The organism is Streptomyces sp. NPDC060209, from assembly GCF_042728155.1.
Lineage (GTDB): Bacteria > Actinomycetota > Actinomycetes > Streptomycetales > Streptomycetaceae > Streptomyces.
In genome coordinates this window covers 17,386-34,116 of sequence record NZ_JBHWZS010000065.1, presented here as the reverse complement: position 1 = coordinate 34,116, position 16,731 = coordinate 17,386, and the positions used below count along the sequence as shown (strand labels likewise).

The 16,731-nt window shown below is 72.0% G+C and carries 11 protein-coding genes; 6 read left to right on the top strand and 5 right to left on the bottom strand.

The window, feature by feature from the left end:
• Window positions 1–94: 94 nt before the first annotated feature.
• The 4 genes from ACFWFI_RS15425 to ACFWFI_RS15410 form a co-directional block, all read right to left on the bottom strand.
• Entirely contained in the window at window positions 95–817 is a 723-nt protein-coding gene (locus ACFWFI_RS15425) for an LPXTG cell wall anchor domain-containing protein (protein ID WP_387389699.1), read from the bottom strand.
• Between the two features lie 359 nt (window positions 818–1,176).
• Window positions 1,177–2,283: a peptide chain release factor 2 gene (gene prfB / locus ACFWFI_RS15420; RefSeq protein WP_387389697.1), complete on the bottom strand. Its 1,107-nt coding sequence runs from the start codon at window positions 2,281–2,283 to the stop codon at window positions 1,177–1,179.
• A gap of 69 nt (window positions 2,284–2,352) precedes the next feature.
• Complete coding sequence (locus ACFWFI_RS15415) at window positions 2,353–3,591, bottom strand: serine/threonine-protein kinase (RefSeq protein ID WP_387389694.1); 1,239 nt, start codon at window positions 3,589–3,591, stop codon at window positions 2,353–2,355.
• 146 nt (window positions 3,592–3,737) lie between these two features.
• Window positions 3,738–5,372, bottom strand: coding sequence for a serine/threonine-protein kinase (locus ACFWFI_RS15410; RefSeq protein ID WP_387389692.1), 1,635 nt, complete (start codon window positions 5,370–5,372; stop codon window positions 3,738–3,740).
• A 420-nt stretch (window positions 5,373–5,792) separates the two neighbouring features.
• Between ACFWFI_RS15410 and ACFWFI_RS15405 the strand changes: the two genes are divergently transcribed.
• On the top strand, window positions 5,793–9,134 hold the full coding sequence (locus ACFWFI_RS15405; RefSeq protein WP_387389690.1) for an FHA domain-containing protein: 3,342 nt from the start codon (window positions 5,793–5,795) through the stop codon (window positions 9,132–9,134).
• A gap of 64 nt (window positions 9,135–9,198) precedes the next feature.
• Here the strand turns inward: ACFWFI_RS15405 and ACFWFI_RS15400 are convergent, their stop codons facing one another.
• On the bottom strand, window positions 9,199–9,459 hold the full coding sequence (locus ACFWFI_RS15400; protein WP_387389689.1) for a hypothetical protein: 261 nt from the start codon (window positions 9,457–9,459) through the stop codon (window positions 9,199–9,201).
• A 108-nt stretch (window positions 9,460–9,567) separates the two neighbouring features.
• Between ACFWFI_RS15400 and ACFWFI_RS15395 the strand changes: the two genes are divergently transcribed.
• From ACFWFI_RS15395 to ACFWFI_RS15375, 5 genes are all read left to right on the top strand, one after another.
• A complete protein-coding gene (locus ACFWFI_RS15395; RefSeq protein ID WP_387389687.1) occupies window positions 9,568–10,182 on the top strand; it encodes a TetR/AcrR family transcriptional regulator in 615 nt (204 codons plus the stop codon).
• A 327-nt stretch (window positions 10,183–10,509) separates the two neighbouring features.
• Window positions 10,510–11,874, top strand: coding sequence for an ABC transporter substrate-binding protein (locus ACFWFI_RS15390; protein ID WP_387389685.1), 1,365 nt, complete (start codon window positions 10,510–10,512; stop codon window positions 11,872–11,874).
• Between the two features lie 4 nt (window positions 11,875–11,878).
• Window positions 11,879–13,252, top strand: coding sequence for a carbohydrate ABC transporter permease (locus tag ACFWFI_RS15385; RefSeq protein WP_387389683.1), 1,374 nt, complete (start codon window positions 11,879–11,881; stop codon window positions 13,250–13,252).
• Between the two features lie 100 nt (window positions 13,253–13,352).
• Window positions 13,353–14,273 carry a carbohydrate ABC transporter permease gene (locus tag ACFWFI_RS15380; RefSeq protein WP_387389680.1) on the top strand — a complete coding sequence of 307 codons (921 nt, stop codon included), beginning with the start codon at window positions 13,353–13,355 and terminating at the stop codon, window positions 14,271–14,273.
• A 171-nt stretch (window positions 14,274–14,444) separates the two neighbouring features.
• Window positions 14,445–16,679, top strand: coding sequence for a bifunctional glycosyltransferase/CDP-glycerol:glycerophosphate glycerophosphotransferase (locus ACFWFI_RS15375; RefSeq protein ID WP_387389678.1), 2,235 nt, complete (start codon window positions 14,445–14,447; stop codon window positions 16,677–16,679).
• The last annotated feature ends 52 nt before the right edge of the window (window positions 16,680–16,731 follow it).

The following is a 16,731-nucleotide window of genomic DNA, read 5'->3' as shown; positions in this document are numbered from 1 at the left end:
ATGGGCGTACGGCCCCAGGCGCGTTTCTGGTACACCAAAGGGCCCGGGTGGCCATGTCGGCTCTCCCGGGCCCTTCAGTGCGCTCTTACGGACGTCAGGCGGTCGTACGCCCGCCGCCGGCCAGACGCGGCAGGATGCGGAAGCCGATACCACCGGCGATCATCGTCGCGGCGCCGATCAGCAGGAACGTGGTCTCGGCCGCACCGGTCTCGGCGAGCTCGTCCTTGCCCTTGCCCTGCTCGACCGGCTGGTTGCCGACACTGTCCGTGTCGGTGTTGTCACCGGCGTCCGGGTAGGACGGGTCGGCCGGGGCCGAAGGGTCACTCGGGTCGTCCGACGGGTCCGACGGGTCCGTCGGGTCCGTGGTGGGCGGGTCCGACGGGTCGGTCGGCTCCGTGGGGTCCGTCGGGTCCGTGGGATCCGTCGGGTCCGTGGGATCCGTCGGGTCCGTGGGATCCGTCGGGTCCGTCGGGTCGGTCGGGTCCGTGGGATCCGTCGGGTCCGTCGGGTCCGTCGGGTCCGTGGGATCCGTCGGGTCGGTCGGGTCCGTGGGATCCGTCGGGTCCGTCGGGTCCGTGGGATCCGTGGGGTCCGTCGGGTCCACCGGGTCACCCGGGTTGGTCGGGTCGCCCTCGCCGAAGGCGCTCACGCCGACCTCGAGGCCTTCGTTGTCCGCCTCGGCGTTGACGCCGACACCGGCGATGTTGACGTCGATGCCCACGGCCTGGGCCGCACCCGCCGCAGTGAGCGAGGCACCCGCCGCGATAACCGCACCAGCGGCTATCCGCGCGACGCGGATTCGCGTCTTCTTGGTCATCTGTTGCTACCCCCAGTAGCTGATCTCGTCGATGGAGCAGCCATATGCGGTCCACGGCCCTGCGGGGTCACACCTTCTGCAGGGCCACGCCGTACCGTGGTCATCCCGCCCGCCCCCGATCACACCTGTCCCAGACATACGCGTGCTGCTCTAGCACCCTGTCCAGAGATAAGGACTACGTCAAGGCCGTTCCGGGGGTATACGGGCCGCTATGGGGGTTCTTGACGGCTATTCGGAATCACGACTGTGACTCATTCGCCACATCTTCCCCTCAACTCCCTTGCGCACACGCCGGGGTGAAAACGCGGGCGGGCCCGGACAGGAAAGCCTGTCCGGGCCCAACAGCCTTACGGCCGAAGCTACTTCTCGCTCTGCTTGCGCCAGCGGATGCCCGCCTCGATGAAGCCGTCGATCTCGCCGTTGAAGACCGCTTCCGGGTTGCCCATCTCGAACTCCGTACGCAGGTCCTTGACCATCTGGTACGGGTGCAGGACGTACGAACGCATCTGGTTGCCCCAGGAGTTGCCGCCGTCACCCTTGAGCGCGTTCATCTTCGCCTGCTCCTCCTGGCGGCGGCGCTCGAGGAGCTTCGCCTGGAGGACGTTCATGGCGGAGGCCTTGTTCTGGATCTGCGACCGCTCGTTCTGGCAGGAGACGACGATGCCGGTCGCCAGGTGGGTCAGGCGCACCGCGGAGTCCGTGGTGTTGACGCCCTGGCCGCCGGGGCCCGAGGAGCGGTACACGTCCACACGCAGCTCGGACTCGTCGATCTCGATGTGGTCCGTCTGCTCGACCACCGGCAGCACCTCGACACCCGCGAAGGACGTCTGGCGGCGGCCCTGGTTGTCGAAGGGCGAGATCCGGACGAGCCGGTGGGTGCCCTGCTCGACGGAGAGCGTGCCGTAGGCGTAAGGCACCTCCACCGCGAAGGTGGTCGACTTGATGCCGGCCTCTTCGGCGTACGCCGTCTCGTAGACCTCGGTCTTGTAGTTGTGCCGCTCGGCCCAGCGGAGGTACATGCGCTGAAGCTTCTCGGCGAAGTCGGCGGCGTCGACGCCACCGGCCTCGGCACGGATGGTGACCAGGGCCTCGCGCGCGTCGTACTCGCCGGAGAGGAGCGTGCGGACCTCCATCTCGTCCAGCGCCTTCCGGACCGACTCCAGCTCGGTCTCCGCCTCCGCTCGCGCGTCGGCGTCACCCTCGTCCTCGGCGAGCTCGAAGAGGACCTCGAGGTCGTCGATGCGGCCGCGGAGGGTCTCCGTCTTGCGGACCTCGGCCTGGAGGTGCGAAAGCTTGCTGGTGATCTTCTGCGCCGCCTCCGGGTCGTCCCAGAGGGACGGCGCCGCAGCCTGCTCCTCGAGCGCGGCGATGTCGCCCCTCAGCGCATCCAGGTCCAGGACGGCCTCGATCGACCCCATGGTCGAGGAGAGGGACTTCAGCTCTTCGGAAATATCGACGACTGCCACGGGTCCAGCGTAACGGCTGGACGAGTGAACCTGTCCCTCCCCCGGATCCCGGCCCCTCCGGGACGCCTCTCAGGGGACTGTCGGCGCCGAATTCCGCGTGTCCTCCGGGGCCGAGCCCGGGTCGTCACCACTCGTGGCGAGCCAGCCGCCCACCCCTATCGCCGCGCACAGGGCGACGGCGGCGACACCCAGGGTGATCCGGCGCTTACGGACTGCCGCCGACTTGTTCCGGGCCGAACCCGGGCGCGGCCGGCCGGGGGCGCGCGGGGCGCGGGCCGTACCGAGGGGGCCACCGGAGAGTTCGTCGGGGGCGGGGACGCGCATGCTCGTGTGGGTGTCCCGGTTGGAGTCCGGGGAGGAGCCGGGCACCAGCGGGACCGCGCCACGGCGGCGGGGCTCCTCGGGTGCCGGGGTGTACTGCTGCTCGTCGTACGTCTGCGGTTCGGCCTCGTTGTCCGGCTCGTCGACGTCGAGCGGAGGTATCCCGGACAGGAGCGGAAGCAGCTCCCGCAGCCGGGTCGCGAGCTCGGAGGCGCGCAGCCGGGAGGCCGGGGCCTTGGCCAGGCACTGGACCAGCAGCTGCCAGAGCTCCTCGGGGATGCCCGGGAGCGGGACGACCGTCTCGGTCACATGGCGGCGCAGGACGGCCCCGGGATGGCCGCCGCCGAAGGGGGTGAAGCCGGCGAGGAGTTCGTAGAGCACGGTCGCGAGGGCGTAGATGTCGACGGCGGCGCGCGGCGGTAGGCCCTCGACGATCTCGGGGGCCAGGTAGTCCGGCGTACCGATGATCTTGGTCGTCTTGGTGCGGCGCGGGGTGTCGATCAGCTTGGCGACGCCGAAGTCGGTGAGCAGCGCGGGATGCGAACCGCCGGGGCCGAGCGGGCCCTCCATGTCGAGCAGGATGTTCTCCGGCTTGACGTCGCGGTGGACCACTCCGGCGCGGTGCGCGGCGGCGAGGCCGTCGGCGACGTCCGCGATGATCGCCGCGGCGGCCTCGGGCGCGAGGCGGCGCTCCCGGTCCAGGCGGGTGCGCAGATCGGTGCCCCGCACGAGGTCCATCACCAGGGCCAGGTCGGTGCCGTCCACCACGAGATCGCGGACGGCGACGACGTGCGGATGGCCGAGCCCGAGCAGCGCGGTGCGTTCCTGTACGAAGCGGCCCACGAGCTCCTGGTCGGACGCGAGGTCCTCGCGGAGCAGCTTGATGGCGACCGGGCCCTCGGGCCCCTCGCCGAGCCACACCGTGCCGGCGCTGCCGCGCCCCAGGATCTGGTGGGCGGTGTACCGGCTGCCGATATTCCGTGCCAAGACTGCTCCCTCAGCGGCTGGCGTTGACCCCCGGTCGACAAAGTTACGCGGCGAACGGGGTGTTGCGTGCCCGGGATGGCGCCAACCTTCACTTCTGCGGGCGAATTGGGCCCGCAGAAGTCGACAAAGACACAGAGTGGGGGGTTTTACTGACCGGTAGTGCCGCCTGAGTCGCTCCCACCGAGCTCCTTGAACCAGTCGGTGACGTTGCTGATGCCGTCCCCTATGGCGTCCCAGAAGCTCTGGCCCTGGGCGATCCAGTCCTGAAGCGGTGTCAGCTCCCAGATGAGCCAGGCGGCGACGATCAGCAGCACCACCGAGAACAGGCACCCCTTGAGGCAGCCGAGCCCGGGGATGCGCATCGGGTTGGCGCCGCGCTGCCTCGGCTGGCGCGGGGCCGGCGGCTGCGGCGCCGGCTGCTGCGGGGGCGCGTACTGCTGCCGCTGCTGGGGCTGCTGCTGCGGCTGGTAGCGCTGGGGCTGCTGCTGCGGGTACTGCTGGGCGCCCTGGGGCTGCTGGCGCTGCGGCTGCTGGTGCTGGGGCTGCTGCTGGCCCTGCGGCGGCTGCTGGCGCTGAGGCCGGCGGCGCAGCGGGTCCTGGCTCGGGTCGAGGTACTGGACCTGCGTCTGCTCGTTGCGGTCCCGGGCGGCCCGGAGCTGGGACTGCCAGGGGTGCGGCTCGTCGGGCCGCGGAGAGCCGTCCGGGCGCGGCGGTACGGGCGGCATCATCGCGGTCGGGTCGGCCTGGCCGCCCCCGCCCGGGGTCTGCTGCATCACGCTGGTCGGGGCCGCCGGGTCGTACGAGCCCGCGTTGCTCGGCAGCACCTGGGTCTGGTCGGCCGCGCCCGGGGTGTCCGGGACGGCGGCGGGCGCCGGGTCGGGGGCGAGCAGGGCGCCCACACCCTCGGCGGCCGCGATCTGCGCCGAGTTCGCGTGCACGCCGACGCCCGCGCCGACGGTCCGCAGCGCGCGGGCGAGGTTCACGGCGCTGGGCCGCTGGTCCGGGTCCTTGCGCAGGCAGCGCTCTATGACCGTCCACAGCGGCTCGGGGATGTTGCCGGGGCGGCGGGGCTCCTCGCTGAGGTGCCGGTGCAGGACCTCGAGGGCGGTGCCCCCGGCGAACGGCGGACGGCCGGTGACCAGCTCGTAGAGCAGGATGCCCGCGCCGTAGATGTCCACGGCGGAGGTCTGCGGACGGCCTTCGGCGGACTCGGGCGCCACATAGGCGGGCGTGCCGACGAACTCGTGGGTCCGGGTCAGCCCCGGAGAGTCCGCCAGGCGCGCGATGCCGAAGTCGGTGAGCATCGGGTGCATCTCGCCGTTGCGCTCGTCGAGGAGCACGTTGGCGGGCTTCAGGTCACGGTGCACGACACCGTCCGCGTGGCTCGCGGCCAGCGCGTCCGCGATCTGGGCCGTGAGCAGCGCGGCGGCGACCGGGGTGAGCGGACCGTTCTCGCGGAGATAACGGTGCAGGTCGGGGCCGTCCACCAGGTCCATCACCAGGGCGAGGAGATCGCCCTCGACGACGAGGTCCCGGGTGCGCACGATGTTCGCGTGGGTGAGCCGCAGCAGCACGGAGCGCTCACGCAGGAACCGCATCACGACATCCGCGTCGTTGGCGAGCTCCTCCTTGAGCACCTTGATCGCAACGGTCTCGCCGGGCTGCCCGGCGACGGCCGCCTCGGCACCCGCGGTCTCCCGCTGGCGGGCTCGCCAGACGGTGCCCGTGGCGCCGCGTCCGAGCGGCTCCTCGAGCAGGTACTTGCTGCCTACCGGCCGCACGTCATGCGCTCCCTGCTGGTCGTTATGCTTGCGGTCCCCCCGGGCCCGCCCGGATGTTCCGGCCCACTCTAGTGCCGCCGTACGGGGCACCGGTCGGTCGTCCTCCGGTCGTGTTGCCGCTGTGTCAGCGGGAAGACGCACACACGGAAGAGTTGGTTGCCGAACGAGTGTGCAGTACGTCCCCGGCAGGACCAAGCAGGCACTTTTGCACCCACACTCGGCCATTCAAGATCACTAAGCGGCCACCCCCGGGCGTGTTGTCAGTGGCAGGTGCGAGGATGCCTGCAGCACGGAACCGTGGGGTCGGGAGCCTCACGTTCCGTGACGACCTGTACCGGACGACGCGTCCGTGCCGGGTGGGGGGAATCACAGGGCATTTCCCCTGCCGGGCACCCCGCGCAGAAGGGACCGCTGACGGCGATGCAGATCCGGCTGACCGTCCTCGCGCCGCGCAGCGGCCAGACCCCGGCGCGCGCCTGCGACGTGCTCGTGACCGCCCCGGCCGGGACGGCTCTCGCGGCCGTCGCCTCCGGCCTGGCCACGGCGGTCTCCGGCCCGGAGGGCTCCCTGGGCGGCGGCGCCACCGTGCTGTACGCCGGGCGCGAGCGGCTCGACCCGCAGCGCTGCGCCCTCGGCGAGCCGCCCCTGGTGGACGGCACGGTGCTCTCGCTCCAGGTGCCCGGTGACGACGAGGCGGCCGATGACGCCGTTCCCGCGCGGCTGCACGTGATCGCGGGGCCCGATGCCGGCGGGGTCCATCTGCTGCACGGCGGACAGATCCGGATCGGCCGCTCCGCCGAGGCGGACGTCCCGCTCGACGACCCCGATGTGTCGCGGCTGCACTGCGCGGTGACGGTCTCCGACGACGGCCGGGTGTCCGTCGCCGACCTGGGCTCCACCAACGGCACCTCGCTGGACGGCACGGACGTCCACGACCGCCCGGTCCGGCTCGCCCCGGGCGCCCTGCTGCGGCTGGGGGAGTCCACGCTCCGGCTCACGCCCGGCTCCCGCACGCCCACGCTGACGACGGCGCCGGACGGCGAGGGCCATCTGCGGGTGGCCCGCGCGGAGGCCGCGGGCGGCACCCCTGGGACGGGCCGGGAGCACGCTGCGAGCGCGCCCGGCACCGAGGGGCACAACCACGCCTACAGCCCCGCCCCCGCCGGGCACACCACCCACGAGACGTACGACGACGGTCCGGCCGGCCACGACGCACACGAGGGCGACCCCTTTCCGCAGGTCACCCACGGCCGCGGCGGACAGCTCATCCACCCGGAGGCCCCCAGACGCGGTGGCATAGGCGCCTGGGCGCGGCGGCTCACGGGCGCCAAGGGAGAGCAGGCGCACGGGACGCAGCCCGGAGACTCACCGGCGGCCGGACCGGATCACGCCTCCGCGTCGCACGCCCCCTCCGTTCCCCTTCACTCCCCCTCCGCCCCTGCGGGGACCTGGCCGGACCCCGCGACCGTGCTCCTGACGGCGCTCGGCCCCGGCCCCCGCCTGTGGGAGCGCGACACCGCACACCCCGAGGCCCTGGTCGTACGGCTCGGGACGACGGAGCGGGCCGACCTGCCGGCCGTGCCGGTCACCGTGGGACTGCGGGAGGCCGGCTCGCTCGGGCTCGCGGGTCCGCGGGCCCGGCTGTCCGGGCTCGCCCGGTCGACGGTGGCGCAGCTCGCCGCGCTGCACTCCCCGTTCGACCTGGAGATCGTGCTGATCAGCACGGACCGGGCGCGGAGCATGGAAGAGCGGCGCCGGGAGTGGTCCTGGCTCGGCTGGCTGCCCCATATGCGTCCCATGCACGGCCAGGACTGCCGCCTGCTCCTCGCGTACGACCGTGAGCAGGCGGGCGCCCGCGCGGCGGAGCTGGTGCGCCGCATGGAAGAGGGGCCGCTGGGACCCGGCTGGGCGAGCGCCGACCGGTCCTCCGTGGCCGAGGCGGCCCGCTGCCACGCCGGGCCGTACACCGTGGTGATCGTGGACGGCGATCCCGGCTCCGCGGCCCTGCGCGAGACCACTGCCGGGCTGGCCGGTGCCGGAGCCGCCGCCGGAATCCATCTGATCTGCCTCGCCGAGGCCCCCGCCGCCTCCCCGACCTCCCCGGTCGCCGCGACCTACGACACGGCGTGCCGGGCCTCGATCGCCTTCCGGGAGTGCGGTGCCGTCGCCATGCTGAGCGGCGATGTGGCGACGGCCCTGCGGCTGCTGCGCACGGCGGGCGGCCAGGCCGCGGGCCACGGCACCGTCGCCGCGGTGGACGCCGTGTCGGTGGCCTGGGCCGAGCGGTTCGGGCGTGCGCTCGCCCCGCTGCGCGACGAGGGCACCGCCGCCCTTCCCGGCCGGCCCATGGCTGCGGCCCTGCCCCCGTCCGCCCGTCTGCTGGACGAGCTGGGCCTCGCCAGAGCCACCCCGGCCTCCCTGATGGCCCGCTGGGCCTCAACGGCCGAGGACCAGCCGGGCGCGACGGTGCGCACGGCCGCACCCGGCGCGGCGGACCTGGACACGACGGGCTCCGGCCGCACCCTGAGCACCGGGCCCCGGGTAGGCGCGCAGCGTGAGTCCCCCGACTCCGGGCACACCCCGTTCCGGAGCAGCGGGCCGACCAGCTCGGGCTCGGGCCGCTCCGCCTACGCCCCTGCCGGGGGCGGTGGCTCCCACCGGATCGGCACGCAACGGCGCGACAGCGGGGCCGTGGAGACCGGGCCCACGGGCGCGACCTCCGGTTACGCGGGACGCCCCGTGATCGTGCTGGGCGCGGGCCCCAGGGGCCCGCTCTCCGTCGATCTGGCCGACGAGGGTCCGCATCTGCTGGTCGAGGGCCCCGCGGGCAGCGGGCGTACGGAGCTGCTGCGCGCCGTCGCCGCCTCCCTGGCCTCCGCCGCGCGCCCCGACCGGCTCGGCATACTCCTCATCGACGGGGCGGGCGGCGAGCACGGGGAGCGCGGCGAGGGGCTGCGCCCCTGCACGGAGCTTCCGCACGTCTTCACGCACCTGGTGGCCTCCGACCCCGTACGCATGCGGGAGTTCGCCCAGGCGCTGGGCGGCGAGCTCAAGCGCCGGGCGGAGCTGCTCGGCACCCTGGACTTCACCGAATGGCACGCACGGTACGAGGAGTCGCAGGGGCTCACCGGCCGCCGCCCCGCCGGCGCCGCCGAACAGCGAGGTGACCTCGAATCGCCCGCCAGCGGCACCCTGCGTCTGCGGCCCGCCGCGGCGCGTCCGGTGGACCCCGGGCCCTCGCCCCTCCCTCGGCTGGTCGTCCTGGCCGACGACTTCGACGCCCTGGTCGCCCCGGCGCTCGGCAGTCCCGGCCGCCCGTCCGCCGGGTCGGTGGTCCGCGTGCTGGAGGCCGTGGCCAGGGACGGCGGGCGCCTCGGCGTCCATCTGGTCGCCACGTCCGCCCGCCCGGACCGCACCGAGGACACGGAGCTGGCGCGGGGCGCGCGGCTGCGCATCGTGCTCGATCCGCCCGTCGTCCCCCCGTCCCCGGACGAGGCCGCGCCGGGCCGGGGACGGCTGGGGCATCCTGACGGCCGGGTGACACCGTTCCAGGGCGGCCGCGTCACCGGACGTATCCCGCGCACGGCGACCCTGCGCCCCACCGTCGTACCGCTGGAGTGGGAGCGGATGGGCGATCCGCCGACCCGCCGGCCGGTCCGCGAGCTGGGCAACGGACCCACCGACCTGGCCCTGCTGGCCAGCGCCCTGGAGAGGGCGGCCCGTTCGGTGAACGCGGAGCCGCTCCCTCCACTGATCCCCTGAGCGCCGTCCCAGGACGGTTCGCGGCATGCCGGCCGGCGTCGCCGGCGGCCGGCATGCGGACCTGTCACGTGCGACGGTCCGCCCGCTTCCTCCCGTAGCGACCGCTCGCCGCCACCCCCCACAGGACCACACCCACGGAACCGATCACGAGAGTGGTCCACTCAGGCGTATCCGCTGCCCGGAGCAGCGCGGCGACACCGAAGCTCGTGTCCCACCCGGCCTCGGTGACGGCGGATCCGAAGCCCTGGATGACGAGGACTGCACCGAACAACCACAGCAGCCCCTGTCCTGAGCTGCCGTCCGACCTCTTTCGCTGCTTCACCATGACGAGCTGTCCCTCCCGACGACCGGCCTTCGTTCCGATGCGAACGCATCACATCGTGCAGCGAAGTCGGATACGATGCAAGTGCATCAGAAAAAAGAGGAGTGGAACGTGCCCAAGCAGGTCGACTACGAGGAGCGGCGCCGACGGATCGCCGATGCGGTCTGCACCCTGATCGCACGCTCCGGCATGGAAGCCGTCAGCCTCCGCGACGTCGCCGCCCAGGCCGAGGTGTCCATGGGCGCCGTCCAGAGGTGTTTCCGCACCAAGGAGGACATGCTGCTCTTCGCGCTGGAGCACATCTCACGACACGTCACCGAACGCGCCGGCCTGCGCATCGCCGCTGCCTCCAGGCCCCAGGCCGCATCGACCCTGCTGTCCCACACCCTGACCGAGATCGCCCTGCTGGACGAGGAATCGGCGACACGGGCCCGGGTCTGGCTGGCCTTCGCCACCCGTGCCCCCGCCGGCGAGAAACTGGCCGCGGTCCTGCACGACACCTACGCCGAGCTCCACGACCTCATCGCGTGGCTCATCCGCTACGGCCAGAGCACCAGGGAAGTCCCCCAGCACCTCGACCCGGATCGCGAAGCGCACACGCTCCTCGCCCTGGCCGACGGCCTCACGGTCCACGTCCTGGCGGGCCACCACTCCCCGGCCACGGCCCGGGCCGTCCTCCGGCGTGGCGTCGACCAGCTGCTGGAGGACCCGGTCGGCCACGGCTGACGCCTTCGGCCAGACCAACGGCCCCGGGCCGCCCGCCCGCTCCCCACGGACCGGCAGCCCCTCACCGTCCGGACGCCCCCAGCGCCGTGGGCGGGCTCCGTGGGCGGGCGCCACGAGCGGACACCGGCCACGTCCTGGCATGACGTCACGAGCCGATCACGATCACGGCGTTGACGCGGACGACGGTATTGCTACTCCGGTGCGCCGGGCATAGGACTGTGCGCACGGACGATGTGAACCGCACGATGTGAGACGTGAACGGCACCGCAGGATCCGACCGTTGGTGCCGGTCCGCGCTCATGCGCGCGCAGGAGAGACGGGGCAGGGATGCGCAGAACCCTTCGAATGCGTAGGGCCGTACTGGTGTTCACCGCGATCGGGGCGCTGGCCCTCACCGGATGCGGTGACGACGGCGCCGGTAAGGACAAGCCGGGCGACGACGCCGGCAAGGGCGAGGGCAGTGCACCGAGCGTCACTCTGCCGAAGCTCGACGGCGAGAAGATATCGGTGGCCGCGGTCTGGACCGGACCCGAGCAGGCGAACTTCACCAAGGTCCTCGACGAATTCGAGGCACGGACGGGCGCCACGGTCACCTTCGTCCCGGCGCAGGACCCGATCGTCAACTTCCTCGGTACGAAGATCGCGGGCGGCCAGCCCCCGGACGTCGCGATGATCCCGCAGGTGGGCGCGATCCAGCAGGCCGTGGCCAAGAAGTGGGCCAAGCCGGTGGGCGCGGAGGCGAAGGCCCAGCTGAGCAAGAACTACGCGAAGGTCTGGCAGGACCTCGGCGCGGTCGACGGCACCCAGTACGGCGTCTACTTCAAGGCCGCCAACAAGTCCCTGGTCTGGTACAACGCCAAGGCGTTCGAGAACGCGGGCGCGAGCGAGCCGAAGACCTGGAAGGACTTCCTGGCCACGGCCGAGACGATCTCCGCCTCCGGTGTCACCCCGGTCTCGGTCGGCGGCGCGGACGGCTGGACGCTCACCGACTGGTTCGAGAACATCTACCTCTCCCAGGCAGGCCCGGAGAAGTACGACCAGCTGGCCAAGCACGAGATCAAGTGGACGGACCCGTCCGTCAAGGACGCCCTGACCACGCTCGCCGAGCTCTTCGGCAAGCCGAGCCTGATCTCCGGCGGCGCCGACGGGGCGCTGCAGACCGAGTTCCCGGTATCGGTCACCCAGACGTTCACCGGTGGTGACCAGCCCAAGGGCGCGATGGTCTTCGAGGGTGACTTCGTCTCCATCAACATCGCGCAGACCAAGGCGAAGATCGGTACGGACGCCAAGGTGTTCCCGTTCCCGGCGGTCGGCGCGGACTCCCCCGTGGTGACGGGCGGAGACGCGGCCGTGGCTCTCAAGGACGGCAAGGGCGCCCAGGCGCTGCTGACCTGGCTCGCCTCGACCGACGCGGCGAAGATCTGGGCCGAGGCCGGCGGGTTCATCTCGCCCAACAAGGCTCTGGACGCGGCCGCGTATCCGAACGACGTGCAGCGCAAGATCGCCGAGGCGCTGATCGCCGCCGGTGACGACGTCCGGTTCGACATGTCCGACCAGGCCCCGCAGTCGTTCGGCGGGACGCCCGGCAAGGGTGAGTGGAAGACGCTCCAGGACTTCCTGAAGAACCCGAAGGACATCGCGGGGACTCAAGCGAAGCTGGAGTCCGACGCGGCCAAGGCGTACACGAGCTGACGGGGTGACCACAGCGACAGCGGGGGGCGCCGGAAGCGCGCCCCCCGCCGACAAGCGTCCTGACACGGGCAAGGGCAAGCCAACGCGCAAGAGCGTGACCGGCACCAGGAGAGCCGTCGCGGCGGCGTTCCTGCTGCCGGCCCTGGTGCTGCTCGGCTCACTCGTCGTCTATCCGATCGTCTACTCCGTCTACCGCTCGTTCCTCGACCAGTCCGGCACCGGCTTCGCGGGCCTCGACAACTACAAGGCGCTGTTCACGGACGACACCATCCGGACCGCGGTCAAGAACAACGCGATCTGGGTCGTGTTCGCGCCGACGGTCGCCACCGCGCTGGGGCTGATCTTCGCGGTGCTCACCGAGCGGATCAGGTGGGGTACGGCGTTCAAGCTGATCGTCTTCATGCCGATGGCGATCTCCATGCTGGCCGCCGGCATCATCTTCCGGCTGGTGTACGAACAGGCACCGGAGCGCGGGGTCGCCAACGCCGTGGCGGTGGGCGTGCACGACACGTTCGCCCGGTCGTCCGGCTTCCCGAAGGCGCATCCACTGCCCGTCCATCCGCTGAAGGCCGGCGGCGGCGGTTCCTTCGTGACGAAGGAGACCGTGCGGGCAGGTGAACCGGTGAGCCTGCCGCTGGTCGGCGTGGTCCCGGCGAAGATGCCGGGCGACGCGGAGCCCGCGAAGGCGGCCACCGCCTCCGGCGACGGCATCACCGGGACGGCGTGGCTCGACTTCACCAAGGGCGGCGGCGGCAAACCGAACGTCGTCGACCCGAAGGAGCTCGGCCTCAAGGGCATCACCGTGGAAGCGGTGAAGGACGGCAAGGTCGTCGCCACGGCCACGGCGGGCGCGGACGGCGTGTTCACCCTGCCCGCCTCGGCGGACGGGAGCCTGCTGCGGCTTCCGGCGGACAACTTCCGCGAGCCGTACAACGGCGTCGACTGGCTCGGCCCGTCCCTCGTGACGCCGGGGATCATCGGCAGCTACGTCTGGATGTGGGCCGGATTCGCGATGGTGCTGATCGCGGCCGGCCTCGCGGGCCTGCCGCGTGAACTCCTCGAGGCGGCGCGGGTGGACGGCGCGAACGAGTGGCAGGTGTTCCGCCGGATCACGGTGCCGATGCTGGCACCCGTGCTCGCGGTGGTCCTGGTCACCTTGATGATCAACGTCCTGAAGATCTTCGACCTGGTCTTCATCATCGCGCCGGGGTCCTCCCAGGACGACGCGAACGTCCTGGCCCTCCAGCTGTACCGCTCCTCGTTCGGCACGGACGCGGATCTCGGGGTCGGCAGCGCCATCGCCGTACTCCTGTTGCTGCTGGTGATCCCGGTGATGCTGTTCAACGTCCGCCGGATACGGAAGGAGGGGCGCCGGTGACCACCCGGACCCACACGGCACCAGCCTCCTCCCGGGGGTACGGGGGTCGCCCCCCGGGAGAACACAGCAACGTCCGCCGGATACGGAAGGAGGGGCGCCGGTGACCACGACCACGACCGGAACCGCACAGGCCGAGCAGGTTCCGCGGGCCGGGAAGGCCTCCGAAGCCAAGGCGTCCCTCGGCGCGCGGGTCGCCGCCCGGGCGGGCGGCGGTGCCATGCGGGTCTTCCTCGTCCTGGTGGGCCTGTTCTGGCTGATGCCGACCATCGGGCTGCTGCTCTCCTCGCTGCGCGGCGCCGAGGACATCGCGGCGACCGGCTGGTGGAAGGTCTTCACGGCCCCCTCCGAGCTCACCTTCGACAACTACCAGCGCCTGCTGGACAACTCGACCATCACCGACTCCCTGTTCAGCACGGTCCTGATCACCGTCCCGTCCACGTTCCTGGTGGTCGTCATCGGCTCGCTGGCCGGTTACGCCTTCGCCTGGATGGAGTTCCCCGGCCGCGACTGGTGGTTCCTGCTGGTCGTCGGGCTGCTCGTGGTGCCCGTACAGGTCGCCCTGATCCCGGTGTCCGAGCTCTTCGGCACCATCGGGATCTTCGAGACGACCTTCGGTGTGATCATGTTCCACACGGCGTTCGGCCTGCCGTTCGCCATCTTCCTGCTGCGGAACTTCTTCGCCGAGATCCCGCGTGAACTGCTGGAGGCCGCGCGGCTGGACGGTGCGGGCGAGATCCGGTTGTTCACCAGGGTCGTGATGCCGCTCGGCGGCCCCGCGATCGCCTCGCTCGGGATCTTCCAGTTCCTCTGGGTGTGGAACGACATGCTGGTCGCGCTGATCTTCGCGGACTCGGAGTCCCCGCCGATCACCGTGGCCCTGCAGCAGCAGGTCCGGCAGTTCGGCAACAACATCGACGTGCTGGCGCCCGGCGCCTTCGTGTCCATGGTGATTCCGCTGGCGGTGTTCTTCGCCTTCCAGCGGCAGTTCGTCTCCGGTGTGATGGCCGGAGCCGTCAAGTAGCGCGAGGCGTCAAGCAGCACATGCGTTCGTCAACGCCAGGGCGGCCCGTTCACTCGCGATCGGGCCGCCCTACCTCGTACTTCCCCCGAATGCCACATCTCGCGTAACCAAGTCACTCCATCGGCCGTTTGCGGGCCACCTGCCCGCCCGCGAGCGACCCCTGGATGTGTTGTGCCCCGGTTCAGTGTCATCGTGCCCGCGTACCGGGTCCAGGCGTATCTGCACGCGTGTCTCGACTCCGTGCTGAACCAGTCGTTCAAGGACTACGAAATCATCGTGGTCGACGACTGTTCACCGGACGCCTGCGGCCCGATCGCCGATGAGTACGCCGTACGCGACCCCCGGGTCAGCGCCGTCCACCTGCCGCGCAACTCCGGCCTGGGCCCCGCCCGCAACGCCGGGGTGGCCAGGGCCACCGGAGACTACCTTCTCTTCCTCGACGGTGACGACACCTTCGCCCCCGAGGCGCTCCAGGCCATCGCCGACCGCCTGGAGGCCACCGGCGGCCCCGACGTCCTGGTCTACGACTACGCCCGTACGTACTGGTCGGGCGAGAGCGTCCGCAACACGTTCGCCCAGTACCTCTCCGAGACCGGCCCGGCCTCCTTCCGGCTCGCGGAGCGGCCCGAGCTGCTCAAGGTCCTGATGGTCGTCTGGAACAAGGCGTACCGCCGCGAGTTCATCGAGGCCGAGCGCTTCACCTTCCCGCCCGGCTACTACGAGGACACCCCCTGGACCTACCCGGTGCTGATGGCCGCCGGGTCGATCGCCGTGCTGGACACCGTCTGCGTGGGATACCGCCAGCGGCGCCGCGGCAACATCCTCTCCACCACCACCCACCGGCACTTCGACGTCTTCGACCAGTACGACCGCGTCTTCGCCTTCATCGACGCCCGCCCCGAGCTCGCCGTCTGGCGCCCGGTGATATTCCGCCGGATGCTCGACCACTTCTCGACCCTCTTCACCTCCCGGGGCCGGCTGCCGCGCGGGACGCGGGCACAGTTCTTCCGCCGCGCCCGCGCACACTGCCGCCGCTACCGCACCCCGGGTGCCCCCGTGCCCCGCCGCGCCCGCCTGCGGCACGCGCTGTTCCGGCTGGGCGCCCACCGCACGTACCGCGCCCTGTGGGCCGCGCAGCGGCTGCGCGGCCGGCTGGGGCGTGCCGCCACGGCGGCGCACCGGGCGGTACGCGGGGCGGCGCTCCAGCTGCACTACCGCGTCCAGCTGCGCCTGCCCGTCCGGAGCGGGGACGCGGTGTTCGCCGCCTACTGGCACCGCGGCTACACCTGCAGTCCCGCGGCGCTGGAGGCCACTGCCAGGGCCCTCGTGCCCGGGCTGCGCACCTCCTGGATCTGCCACCCGGAGGACGCGCACACGGTGCCGGACACGACCCGCGTGCTGCACCCGGGGACGGCCGCGTACTGGACGGCCCTGGCACGCTCCAAGTACCTCGTGAACAACGTCAACTTCGACCGCAGACTCGTGAAGAGACGCGGTCAGGTGCTGCTGCAGACCCATCACGGGACGCCCTTGAAGACCATGGGCACCGACCTCGTGCACCGGCCCGCGGCGGCCGGCTCCATGGACTTCGGGCAACTGCTGCGCAATATCGATAAATGGGACTTCTCGCTCTCGGCCAACCAGCACTCCACACTGGTGTGGGAGCGCACCTACCCGTCGGGCTACACCACGCTGGAGTACGGCAGCCCGCGCAACGACGTCTTCCACCGCACGGACCCCGGCAGGACCGCGCGGCTGCGCGAGCACCTGGGCGTCCCGGACGGCAGCACCGCCCTGCTGTACGCACCGACCCACCGCGACTACCGGCGCGCCCAGCAGCACTCCCTGGACCTCGAGCAGCTGGTCCGCGTCCTGGGCCCGCGCTTCGTGATCCTGGCGCGCTCCCACTACCTGGACGCGACGGCCCGGGCCACCGCCGGGCACACCCGGCACCCGCGGATCATCGACGTCAGCGCGCACCCGTCCGTCGAGGAGCTCTGTCTCGCCTCCGACGGGCTGATCACGGACTACTCGTCGCTGATGTTCGACTACGTCAACCTGGACCGGCCGGTCGTCCTGCACCTGGAGGACGCGCAGGCGTACGGGGCGGCTCGTGGCACGTACTTCGACCCGGCCGCCTTCCCTCCCGGGGCGGTGGCACGGGACCAGGAGGAGCTGCACGAGATCTTCGCCACCGACCACTGGCGCGGGCCCCGCTCCGCGCAGCGCCGGGCGGCGTTCCGGGCCCGGTTCTGTCCGTACGACGACGGGAACGCGGCGGAACGGGTGGTGCGCAGGGTCTTCCTGGACGACACCTCGGGCATGCCGCTGCCCGCCCCGCTGACGGGCCGCGGGCCCACCGGGGTGCCGCGGCAGGTGCCGGTGCGGGAGTACACCAACGGGTGAAGCCCCGCCCCGTGGCCCCGGCACGAACCGGGGTCACGGGGCGGGGCCGGGG